The following is an 11,494-nucleotide window of genomic DNA, read 5'->3' as shown; positions in this document are numbered from 1 at the left end:
AACTGAAATTTACCATGCCTCTCCCGCCCGTAACCCCTCTTTCATGCAACAACGCTATAGTTCACTAGAATGCGATCGCACGTTTGTCGTTTTAGGGGCGATCGCCCAGGTTATGGTTAAACCATGAGTTGAATGGTGGTCAAGAAGCGACGTATGTTTGATGCCCGTTGATCATCGTGACCTTAACTCCCTACCTATTACCTTGCTGCTTATTGTTCAGGAGAAATTATGACAACCGATACTGCCCGTTTTCCGATTGATTTAAGTGCGTATAAGTCCGTTACGCTTGATCCGGCAGTGTCCACTCTCACCGCCGAGCAGCGTGATGCGCTCAAAGCGAATATCCAGCTTTGTCGGGATGCAATCGTCTTCTTCACCGCAACCGGAGCTGCACGCGGCGTGGGTGGGCATACGGGTGGTCCCTACGACACCGTTCCCGAAGTCATGATTTTGGATGCCCTGTTCCGCAGCCAACCCGATAAATTTGTCCCTACCTTTTTTGATGAAGCAGGGCACCGAGTAGGAACACAGTATCTCGTATCCGTTCTGCGCGGACACATGCCTGCCGAGCAACTGATGTACTACCGTACTGCCGATTCAAAACTGCCCGGACATCCAGAACTCGGTCTGACTCCCGGTGTAGAGTTCAGCTCTGGCCGCTTGGGACATATGTGGCCCTATGTGAACGGTGTTGCCCTGGCAAATCCTGGAAAAACCGTGTTCTGCCTCGGTTCCGATGGTTCCCAGCAAGAAGGTAATGATGCAGAGGCAGCCCGTCTTGCCGTTGCCCAACACATCAACGTCAAGCTGATCATCGATGACAACGATGTCACCATTGCGGGAAATCCCTCTAAGTACCTTCCTGGCTACAGCGTTAAGAAAACGTTGGAAGGTCATGGCCTCCAAGTATTGGAAGTGAATGGCGAAGATATTGATGCGCTGTACGCCGCCATTTGCGAAAGCATCAACACTCCCGGCCCGATCGCCGTTATCTGCAAGCGTCCGATGTGCCCCGGTATTGAGGGACTGGAAGGATCAAACCACGGTCACGATGTGATCTCCGTCAAACTCGCGCTGCAATATCTAGAAGCCAAGGGACACGCCGCTGCTGTCGAGTATCTCAAGGGTATTCAGGCTCCCAAGAATACCTACTCCTTCCTCGGTATTGGCGAAAAGTGGGATTCCAACCGGAACGTCTTTGGTGATGCGGTCAATAGCGTGCTCGACACGATGAGCGAGGAAGATCGCAAGGCAAAAGTTCTGGTGGTCGATAGCGATTTAGAAGGCTCCTGCGGTCTGAAGAAAATCCACGATGCTCACCCCGAAGTCTTTATTCCCTCTGGGATTATGGAGCGGGGCAACCTGTCCGCTGCGGCTGGATTCGGGATGGCCGAAGGCAAGCAAGGTATTTTCGCCACCTTTGCTGCATTCCTGGAAATGTGTATTTCCGAGATTACGATGGCGCGGCTGAACTATTCCAACCTGCTCTGCCACTTCTCCCACTCTGGCATTGACGACATGGCGGATAATACCTGCCACTTCGGTCTGAACAATTTCTTTGCCGATAATGGGCTAGATGACGGTTACGATACCAAACTCTACTTCCCCGCCGATGCCAATCAAATGAAGGCCGTGGTGGAGAAAATCTTCTTTGATCCAGGTCTACGCTTTATCTTCTCGACCCGTTCCAAGACGCCAATTTTGCTAGATACCAATGGCAAAGAACTCTATGGCGAGGGCTACACCTTTACTCCCGGTAAAGATGAGGTCGTTCGCGAAGGAACAGCGGGTTACATTGTCAGTTTTGGTGATGCTTTGTACCGAGCGCTGGATGCGGTTGAGCGTCTGAAGCAGGACGGAATCGATGTAGGGTTGATTAATAAACCGACCCTGAACGTCGTCGATGAAGAGATGATGGCCAAGATTGGTAAAGCTCCCTTTGTCCTGACGGTGGAGTGCTTTAACCGGAAGACGGGGCTAGGTAGCCGCTTCGGATCGTGGCTGCTGGAGCGGGGATATACGCCCAAGTTTGCCTATTTGGGAACCCACGAAGAAGGCTGTGGTGGTCTGTGGGAACAGTTCCCCCACCAGGGTATTGACCCCGTTGGCATCCAACAAAAGGTGAAAGATTTGTTGGGCTAGGGGTATTGGTGAGCTGGAGTTTGAACGAAAGTGGCGATCGCCCCTGGGTGCGGTTCGACCTATGACTCTCAACCTCTAGCTACATCGTTCCACTGTTGGGGCGATCGCCACTAGTTTGAAGGTTTGAATTGAGTGGCGGGACGGGGCAGATTTCTGCCTCGTTTTTTGTTGAAGAGCGGTGAGCTTAACACAGGTTACAACTTTGGGACGTTCGCTGGACTGGCGTTGTACACTGGAGCATCGAGACTATTGTGCCCGTCTTGCACCAGAACTTAAACGACGGCTCTCATTCAAACAAATTTTAATCGCTACATTAATCTCTACCGTATGGCTGTACCCCTCCTACTTTTGAGTTCGGGATTCAGCACACGAACCGTTGCCATCTGGGTTTGGACATAACCTATGAATTCTGTACGCTCGTCTGCGTCGGGCTTGGCAGCCTCTAGACGCATTCCTCTACGGCTTGTTTTAATCGTGCCGTTTGTTTTGCAGATTGTTACAGCGGTAGGATTAACCGGTTATCTGTCGCTTCGGAACGGGCAAAATGCGGTTAACTCCGTTGCGCGGCAACTGAGGCAGGAAACCTCAAAGCGGATTGATCGGCAGGTACAAACCTACATGAGCACCCCAATCCTCATCAATCGGATCAATCTAGAAGAAATCAGCTTGGGGCATGTCCGCACCGCCAAAGAAGATGCCGATGACGCCAACCGAGCTAAAAGCGAATTTCTGGCCCGCATGAGTCACGAACTCCGCACACCCTTGAACGCTATTCTGGGATTTACGCAAATCCTGGCGCGATCACCCGATATGGAGCATAGCGCTAAAGAACTCGACATCATTACCCGCAGCGGTCAACACCTGCTGGAATTAATCAACGACGTGCTGGAAATGGCCAAGATTGAGTCTGGACGGCTCACAACTCAGGACAATAGCTTTGACTTCCACTCAAAGCTTTCTCGCAAACACCGATCGGCCAAAAATCTCAAGAAGGCAGTGGATTGGGCTTGGCGATTAGTCAGCAGTTTGTCCGCCTGTTAGGGGGCACCATTAAAGTGAATAGCCAGGAAGGACAGGGAACGGTGTTTTCCTTAGCAATCCCCGTGGCGATCGCCGATGCATCCATGGTCGAAGCGAGCGGTAAACCGATGCCTAGGGTCTTAGCGCTCGCCCCCAATCAGCCCACCTACCGCATTTTGGTTGTAGACGATCGCTGGACGAATCGCCAAATCCTAGTCCGTTTACTACACCCCCTCGGCTTTGAGGTGAAAGAGGCGGAAAACGGTCAACAAGCCATCGACCTTTGGGAAAAATGGCAGCCCCACCTCATTTGGATGGATATGCGCATGCCCGTGATGGATGGCTACGAGGCCACTCGCTATATCAAAGCCCATCTCAAGGGGCAAACCACGGTTGTGATTGCGCTGACGGCTAGCATATTTGATGAAGAGCGCTCGGTTGTACTGTCGGCAAGATGCGATGACTTTGTCCGCAAACCGATTGATCCCGATACGCTGTACGCTAAACTTACAGAGCATCTGGGCGTTCAATTCATTTACGAAACCGATCCAGTTTCTTCGGTAACATCCTCATTCCCCTCTGCTGTAGCGACGACCCTTGAGCCTGAGGTATTGCGCGTCATGCCCCAGGCATGGATTGAGCAACTGTATCAAGCCATTCCAGCAACCCCTGATAACCTATCTACCGTTCTCACTAGCTGGGTACACAACTTTCGCTGCGACAAGATTATTGACCTTATCGAACACCTCAATGACTGACTCTATCCGCTCAGTTCAAAGCTATATTCTCATCGTGGACGATACGCCGATGAATCTTCATCTCCTGTCGGCTACCCTGACAGAACGGGGCTATGAGGTTCGGGGTGTTGTGAATGGCGCTATGGCGCTGCGGGTGGCGAAAAATGCCCCGCCAGATTTGATCCTACTAGATATTAAAATGCCCGACCTCAGCGGTTATGAGGTGTGCCAACTCCTCAAAGAGGATCCCGAAACGCGAGAGATTCCGGTTATTTTTCTCAGTGCGCTGGATGAAACCTTGGATAAGGTCAAAGCCTTTGAAGTGGGCGGTGGGGACTACATCACCAGGCCTTACCAAATTCCGGAGGTGATTGCCCGGATCGAGAATCAGCTCGCGATATGTCGTGCTCGCCAAGAAATTGCCCAGCTTAATCAAGCCTTGGAAGAGCTTGTGCAGCAGCGCACCCGAGAACTGGAAGACGCCAACCGCAATTTGCAACAAGAGATTCAAATTCGCACCCAAACGGAGCGATCGCTCCAGACCGTGCTTCAGGAATTGAACTTTCACGTTGGAAATACCCCCCTAGCGGTCATTCAGTGGGATTCCAACTTTGCCATTGAGCGCTGGTCATCGCAAGCAGAGCAAATGTTTGGTTGGACAGAGCCGGAAGTCCTAGGAAAGACGATGACGGCTTGGCAGTTTGTTTACGAAGAGGATGAAGCCCAGGTACACGACCGAATTCAACCCTTGCTAGCAGGCGAACAGTCCCGGGTGATTTCGCGCAATCGCAACTATACGAAATCGGGAGATGTCCTGGACTGTGAATGGTACAACTCTGCGCTGGTGGATGAGTCCGGGCAGTTTGTTTCAGGACTGTCCCTAGTGTTGGATGTCACGGATCGGAAACGAGCAGAGCGATCGCTCCAGGCTAGCGAGGAACGCCTGCGCCTGATCACCGAAAACATGAGGGATCTGGTGTGTTTGCATGAACCCACTGGACGCTACCTGTACATTAGCCCGTCCTGCGAAACCCTGCTGGGCTATGCCCCGGATGAGTTGATCGGACAAGATCCCAACACCTTGGTTCATCCAGACGATCGCGATCGCCTCCAAATAGCAGCCCACACCCTTGACCGACAAGAAGCACTGTCTTCCCTAACCTACCGAATGCAGCACAAGTCAGGGGAGTTTATTTGGGTAGAAACGCTTTCAAAGCTGATTTTGGGAGATAACAGCGAAATTATCCGCCTTGTGAGTGTATCCCGGGATATCACGGCTCGAGTACGAGCCGAACAGAAGCTGAGTCATGATGCCCTGCACGATGCCTTGACCCAACTGCCGAACCGGGCATTATTTATGGCGCGGGTCGAAATGGCACTGAGTCAAATGATCCGCCACAAGTCTTACCAGTTCGCGGTGCTGTTTATCGACCTCGACCGCTTTAAGGTCGTGAATGACAGCCTAGGGCCATTAGTGGGCGATCGCATTTTGCTGGAAACGGCTCGATTACTCCAAGGCTGTCTGCGACCTGCGGACACCCTCGCCCGCCTCAGCGGAGATGAATTCACCCTTCTCCTAGATGACATCAAGGATATGACCGACGCGACCCGTGTTGCCGAGCGGATTCAAACCCTACTTAAAACACCGTTTGACCTCGATGGGCATCGGGTGACGATGAGTGCCAGCATTGGCATCGTGATGGGCTCTACGGAGTATCAACAGGCGACAGAACTGCTCCGGGATGCCGATATTGCCATGTATCGCGCCAAGGAAACGGGCAAAGCCCACTACGAAATTTTTGATCGAGAAATGCATCGACGGGCAGTGCATCTACTTCAGATAGAAACAGACTTGCGCCATGCCATTGAGCGTCATGAGTTGGTGCTGTACTATCAACCGATTGTGGCGATCGCGACGGGACAGTTGGCAGGCTTCGAAGCCCTGATGCGCTGGCAACATCCAGAGCAAGGGTTGATTCCTCCCGATCACTTTATTCCCATTGCCGAGGATTCAGGGCTAATCATCCCCTTGGGCGAAATGGTGCTGCGTCTCGCCTGCCAAAAAATGCAGCAATGGCAGCATCGCTGGCCAATGGCGCGATCGCTCATGATGAGTGTCAACCTGGCCAGCAAACAAATTCGCGATCCTGCCTTTGTGCCCACCTTAACTGCCATCCTCCAAGAAACGCGGCTAGACGGTCGTTGCCTCAAGCTCGAAATTACCGAACGAATGCTGATGGAAAATACCGATGCGGTTGTAGCGGTGCTGCGCCAGATTCGGGAACAAGGGGTACAGCTTAGCATTGACGATTTCGAAACGGGATATTCCTCAATGGCCTATTTGCAGCATTTTCCGATCAACAGCCTCAAGATTGATCGATCCTTTACGCATCAACTATCCCATCCAGAGGGAAAATCTGCCATTGTGCGGGCAATCGTGACCCTCGCCCAAAACCTATCCCTCACCGTAATCGTCGAAGGCATTGAAACTCAAGAGCAATTGGCAAGGATCAAAGAGATAGGTGCAGAGTATGGTCAAGGGTACTATTTTTCCAAACCACTTCCCGAAGAACAGGCCGATGCCCTCTTAGACCAGAACACTCACCATCCCATTCTCTTTGCATAGCCCTGAGTCTCTTCAACCGTTGGCACTGCGCCATACCTGGGTCTAGGAGCCAACACAACAGGAAACGAAAATCTTTGTTGCTAGATCTAATCCTCAGTTGCTATTAGCGATACCGTAGAGATATCCCCCTTTCAGGTCATATTCGGTCATATTTGATTCCCGTAGCTCTGACCCTACCGTACACAATTCGCTCTTTGAAATTTTCCATGAATGGATACGGTCGGTAACGGATAGAGCCTGATCTGCATATTCTACCCCCAAAGATTTTGTTTATGGAGCAACATCATGTTTAAGAAAATTTTGGTCGCCCTTGATCAGTCCCCCATGGGACAGCGTGTCTTTGAAGAAGGGCTGGCGATCGCCAAAGCCAATCAAGCATCGATGATGCTGTTACACGTCCTATCCGCCGAAGAAGACGGCAGTCCCCAAATCCTCGTCAGTCCCGATATTGGCTACTATCCTGCCCTGAGTGACACCAACCTCCTCATTTATCGCGAACAGTGGGAGCAGTACGAGAAAAAAGGACTGGCGATGCTAGACCGCTGGGTAGAAACGGCCAAAAATGAGGGTTTGGTCGCAGAATCCACCCAAAACGTGGGACAGGCGGGCAAAAATATTTGCAAACTGGTAGAGCAGTGGGGGGCAGACCTAGTGGTGATGGGTCGGCGGGGCCGCTCTGGGCTGACAGCCTTGCTGCTGGGCAGTGTGAGTAACTACGTGTTGCACCATGCCCCTTGCTCGGTGCTAATTGTCCACATCGAGCCAACGCCGAAATCATCCTCAGCCCAGTCAGAGGCGTCAGCAGCAGCCTCCTAACCCCTGCCCCTATTCCCGCTTCTGAATCCAATCGGTTAGCCCATCAGCTAGGGCGATCGCCAACTTTTGCTGCTCGGCAGGATTCGTGATCCACTCAAATTCGTAGGGATTAATCATGAAGCCCAGTTCTAGCAACACCGCTGGTGCAACGGTGGGGCGTGTTAGTGCTAGGTTATTCCAAAACACGCCGTAGGACGGGCGATCGAGGGTTCCTACCAGATAGTTGTGCAGGAACATCGCCAGGTCATGGGCTTGGGTGTTATACCAAAATGTGCCGATGCCAGTGGTATGGATGGCGTCACCGTTATCCGGTAGGGCATTGTAGTGAAGGCTGAGGGACACCGTCGGTTCTACCTCGTTGATCATGTCTACCCGATCCTGGGGATACAGATCCTCGTCGCCTTCGCGGGTCATATAGACGGTTGCGCCCCGACGAGTCAGCTCGTTCTGGAGGAGCTTGGACACAATCAGCGTCACATCCTTTTCGGGATAGCCCGTAGGTCCCCGTGCTCCCAAATCAGCGTTGCTGCCATGCCCCGGATCCAGCAGGACACTCACCCCGGATAGCGGGCGATCGCTCGCCTCCGGAACATCGGATGCGGGGGGATGCCGCAGGGATAGCACCAGGCTTGTGCCTCGATAGTCCAGCTTGTAGCCCCATTGCTGCTCGGTTTTGAGGTGAAAGACGTATTGAATGCGATCGGGGTCGGGCTGCGTCCAGTCTAAACGTTCAATCAGCGGATCATCACTGAGTAAAATGGTGTCCGTCTGAGCCGTGGCATTATGCAGCGTCAGGGTAAAGGTATTGCTGCCTTGGTCAACGGTGACGGGCACAGGAACCTGGAGCGGAAACACAATTTCTGTCCAGCCCTCCACCTGGCGAGCCTGGACACTGCGAATTAGCGATCGTGGTGGCACAGCGCTCGATCGAATCTGCACTTCACTGTCGCGAATCCAGGCTCCATAGTCCAAGCGTAGCCATTCACCCTCGCGCCCAGTGATCATGGCCTGCGTTCCCTGAGGGAGGGGCGTGAGGCGTGAGTAGTCGGTGCTGGGGCCCGTGCGGGCGGTGCCCGATTCTGCCGTAACCTCGGCGATTTCAATTTGGGCAGGGGAAAGGACGGACACGGTTCCCGGTGCGGCTTGGCTCACGGTTTGCCCGTTGAGGGTGAGTTGAAACTCCGGTTGTCCAAAGGAACCCGCTTCGGTGGCGGTGGCGCATCCCTGGTAGCTTGCGGCTCCAGGAATCGGGATGGGCTGATTCTGGAAGGTGAGGACAGCAGAGTTAGGCGGCAGTTCAACCAGGGGTTGTTCCGTGAGGGGAAGGGTTTGATTGCCGAGTTGTACCGATACCTCACCGCTGGGGGGAGCGATCGCACTGAAGCAAATCAACTCACCGGGCTGTCGAGCAATATTGACGGCAGGAGAAAGGGAGTCTGCGGCAAAGGAAACGCCGACGGGGGTGGGCGATGTAGCGGAAATTCGGTTAACGGTGAGGGTTAATTGTTCGTTGCCGTGGGTTAGGGTGATTTGGTTACGCCCCATTTGCAGCGGCACCGTGGGGGCAAAGTGTCCGTCGGGACTGCGTTCAATAGTTTCCCCATTCACCTTCACCTCGCCATCGGGTGAGGCCGTGCCAATCAGAAAAATGCGATCGTAGGTCGTTTCGTACTGATCCGCAGGATAGGCAATAAATAACGATTGGGCGATCGCCGGATCGGTGATCATCACACTTCCACTGGCGATCGCCACACTCGCAACATTCCACCAAACATTTGACTTCATGGCTTTCGTTTATCCGAATCGAGCTTAAGGGCCTGAACAATCGTTTTGGCTTGTCCGTTTGAGCTAGGCGAGTCCGAATCTGCTGTCGGGGTCAGATAGTTCACCTGGGTTGGGTAGGCAAACTCGATCTGTTGTTCAGCAAAGCTTCGTTTTAGCTCAAGGTTGATGTGCTGCTGCGCATCCATGTAGGCATTATAGTCACTTGTGGTTACAAAATAGACCACTTCAAAATTCAGGCTAAAGTCCCCAAAGGAAAAGAAGTGCGCCCGATCAAAGAGAGTGTTTTCAGTGGATTCGATAATGGTGCGAATAATGCCTGGAATTTGCTCTAGCGCCCCCAGTCCCGTTTCGTAAGTGACGCCTAGCTGAAAGACCACGCGCCGACGTTCCATGCGCTTAAAATTTTGGATGCGGGCACTCGTTAGGTCACTGTTGGTCAAAATCAACTGCTCACCGCTGATGCTCCGAATCTTTGTGGTTTTAATGCCAATGTATTCCACCGTTCCCACGACGTTATCGCCAATTTTAATGAAGTCTCCGATCTCAAAAGGCTGATCAAAGAGAATGGAAAAATAGCTAAACAGATCTTGGAGGAATCCTTGGGAGGCAAGAGCGATCGCCACACCCCCAATTCCCAAACTAGCAACGATAGCGGTGATATCCATGCCAAAGTTATCCAGCAAAAAGATAACACCCACCGACCACAGAACGACCTTAATGGCTGGAGCTAGGGCATTCAGGCTCATTTCCAGATTGGGAACTTCGTCTCGCTTGGAGTAGGCATAGAGGCGAATGCTGTAGGTGACCAATGCTCCCAAAAATTGCACGATTAGAATCGTCATTAGGAGAATACTGATCACATCGATGATCTGTCGGGCAAGGGGTTGTAGGGTGAGGCTCGTAATGCTGATGTAGACTACGCCTAGGGCAAATAGCGGCACGATGTATCTCTTGACAGCTCGAATGGCGGCATCGTCGATGGTGTTTTCGGTTTGCATCGCCCATTTTCTCAGACGATGAAGACCAATTTTCCGAAGAATGGCGATCGCAATCAAGCCACCGATCAGGGTTCCAATGGCAAAGAGATAGTCAGAAATTGTATTATTCAGAAATTCTTTTGCCAAGATATCTTGCATAGAGTTCCATCCTGTTGTCTGTTCGTTAATACGGTGCCACAGTTTGAGCAGCTTAAAATCCCACAAAAGATAGATTCAGGGCTGGGGAACAGGGGCGATCGCCCATTCCTTACGGACGACACCGCAACGGAATACCCAAATCTGCCGGAGTAGAATCTGTAAGCACGACTTGGCCTTGAGCATTGACAACCCAAGCCTGGGCTTCTACCCACGACGCTTCAGGATTCGTTGAGGTTTCTGTCGTGTCCCCATGATTCGCTTGGGAACTTGAACTAGGGGCTGAGGGAAGCGAGACCCAAGGAGTTTGGATGGCCTCCGATCGCCCCACCTCATCAGGACCCGTATCCGTTTGCACTAAGGCTCTATCCACCGTTATCGAATCGCGTGCCCTCAGAACTACGTTACCAGCGTTACCTGTGTTCAGAGATGTAGAGGTGATACGGGCAACATCTTCAATGTGGATGGTATCTGCAGCAGTGAAGGTAATGTCACCGCTGTTGCCAATTGCTCCGGTGTAGATGTTGTTGCCGATGACGCTGCCTGCGTCAATGGTGAGCGAGTCTGTTGCAGAGAACACCAGATCTCCGGCGATCGCCCCTTCAAATCCTAAATCTACGCCAATTCCTCCTAGCAAGACACTATTGCTAATCGAAATATTGTCCCCGAAAAAGAACATCTCTCCCTGTTCAAATGCGCGAACATCAAGGGTCGAGTCGCGCAGGGTGATATCTGCTCCCTCTAGGTCAGGTGGAATGGATAGATCAAAAAGCTGAGGATTCGAAGAAAAGAGAATTTCCCCCGGTTCACCAATACTCACCAGTTGCACCGAGCCTCCCCCTGGTGCGTATAGGGCAGAATAATCGACGTGAATATCCCCCCCCAGGAACAGCAGCGTTGTGTTGCCCAATACCTGAAGAGGATTCAGACCATTGGTGGCGACATCGATCGGAGCGGGAACCCTTTGGAAGGAAAATGCCGAGGGGTCAACAGACAGTAGTTGGGGGTCTGTGCTTTGGCGAGGGCGGGCATTGAATGTTCCCAAATCCTCAAAGGCGATCGCATCGGCGGTCGTTGCCGTAAACGATCCTCCGACATTAATCGACGCATTCTCACTAAACAGGATACCGTTGGGATTCATGCGAAAGACATTGGCAATCCCATCCGCGTAGAGTAATCCTTCAATCCCTGCGGGTCGATTCCCCGCCGCTCTGCGGCGTAAAATGCCAGGATGA

Annotated in this window: 6 protein-coding genes and 1 pseudogene; 4 read left to right on the top strand and 3 right to left on the bottom strand. The window is 52.3% G+C overall.

Features of this window, described 5'->3' with window-relative positions:
- Positions 1–228: 228 nt before the first annotated feature.
- From IGR76_03340 to IGR76_03325, 4 genes and pseudogenes are all read left to right on the top strand, one after another.
- Positions 229–2,142 carry a transketolase gene (locus IGR76_03340; protein ID MBF2077561.1) on the top strand — a complete coding sequence of 638 codons (1,914 nt, stop codon included), beginning with the start codon at positions 229–231 and terminating at the stop codon, positions 2,140–2,142.
- A 402-nt stretch (positions 2,143–2,544) separates the two neighbouring features.
- Positions 2,545–3,920, top strand: a pseudogene (locus IGR76_03335) (response regulator).
- Complete coding sequence (locus IGR76_03330; GenBank protein MBF2077560.1) at positions 3,913–6,525, top strand: EAL domain-containing protein; 2,613 nt, start codon at positions 3,913–3,915, stop codon at positions 6,523–6,525. The pseudogene IGR76_03335 and the gene IGR76_03330 overlap by 8 nt, the downstream one beginning before the upstream one ends.
- A 285-nt stretch (positions 6,526–6,810) precedes the next feature.
- Positions 6,811–7,341: a universal stress protein gene (locus IGR76_03325; protein ID MBF2077559.1), complete on the top strand. Its 531-nt coding sequence runs from the start codon at positions 6,811–6,813 to the stop codon at positions 7,339–7,341.
- A gap of 9 nt (positions 7,342–7,350) precedes the next feature.
- Here IGR76_03325 and IGR76_03320 read toward each other — a convergent pair whose 3' ends face one another.
- The 3 genes from IGR76_03320 to IGR76_03310 form a co-directional block, all read right to left on the bottom strand.
- Complete coding sequence (locus IGR76_03320) at positions 7,351–9,126, bottom strand: N-acetylmuramoyl-L-alanine amidase (GenBank protein ID MBF2077558.1); 1,776 nt, start codon at positions 9,124–9,126, stop codon at positions 7,351–7,353.
- Positions 9,123–10,262, bottom strand: coding sequence for a mechanosensitive ion channel family protein (locus IGR76_03315; protein ID MBF2077557.1), 1,140 nt, complete (start codon positions 10,260–10,262; stop codon positions 9,123–9,125). The genes IGR76_03320 and IGR76_03315 overlap by 4 nt, the downstream gene beginning before the upstream one ends.
- A gap of 109 nt (positions 10,263–10,371) precedes the next feature.
- A partial coding sequence (locus tag IGR76_03310) for a filamentous hemagglutinin N-terminal domain-containing protein (protein MBF2077556.1) occupies positions 10,372–11,494 on the bottom strand: 1,123 nt, incomplete at its 5' end.

Source organism: Synechococcales cyanobacterium T60_A2020_003, assembly GCA_015272205.1.
In the GTDB taxonomy this organism is placed as follows: Bacteria; Cyanobacteriota; Cyanobacteriia; order RECH01; family RECH01; genus JACYMB01.
This window is presented reverse-complemented; position numbering and strand designations above follow the sequence as displayed.